Genomic DNA, 655 nt, shown 5'->3' with positions numbered 1-655 from the left:
GTGGATAACGTGGATGCGCCGACGCCAACGGTTGAGTTCCAAGGCATGGGTGCGGATGGCGTCTACAACCAAGATGAAATCGGTGCTGATGGCACAGTGAGCGCGAAAGTGACGCTGGCCGATGGTACGAAAGTGGACGACATCTTGGTCATCAAAGATGGCAATGGCACTGAGCTGTTCAACGGCAAGGTGACCCAAGAGATGCTGGACAACGGCTACACCGTTGAGGTGACAGTGCCGGCAGATGCGACAGGCGTGAAAGTGACGGCGCAAGTGACCGACGTTGCGGGCAACGCATCGGGTGTCGCAGAAGATACGCAAGGCGTGGATAACGTGGATGCGCCGACGCCAACGGTTGAGTTCCAAGGCATGGGTGCGGATGGCGTCTACAACCAAGATGAAATCGGTGCTGATGGCACAGTGAGCGCGAAAGTGACGCTGGCCGATGGTACGAAAGTGGACGACATCTTGGTCATCAAAGATGGCAATGGCACTGAGCTGTTCAACGGCAAGGTGACCCAAGAGATGCTGGACAACGGCTACACCGTTGAGGTGACAGTGCCGGCAGATGCGACAGGCGTGAAAGTGACGGCGCAAGTGACCGACGTTGCGGGCAACGCATCGGGTGTCGCAGAAGATACGCAAGGCGTGGATA

Annotated in this window: 1 pseudogene; it reads left to right on the top strand. The window is 57.3% G+C overall.

Going from position 1 to position 655, the window contains the following annotated elements:
• Window positions 1–655: pseudogene (locus PQQ36_RS22505) on the top strand (hypothetical protein); the annotation flags it as partial.

Origin of the sequence: Vibrio sp. CCUG 15886 (genome assembly GCF_028570825.1) — a bacterium.
Taxonomy (GTDB): Bacteria; Pseudomonadota; Gammaproteobacteria; order Enterobacterales; family Vibrionaceae; genus Vibrio; species Vibrio vulnificus_B.
Note: the sequence above shows the minus strand (reverse complement) of the source record. Positions and strands in the feature narration are given on the sequence as shown.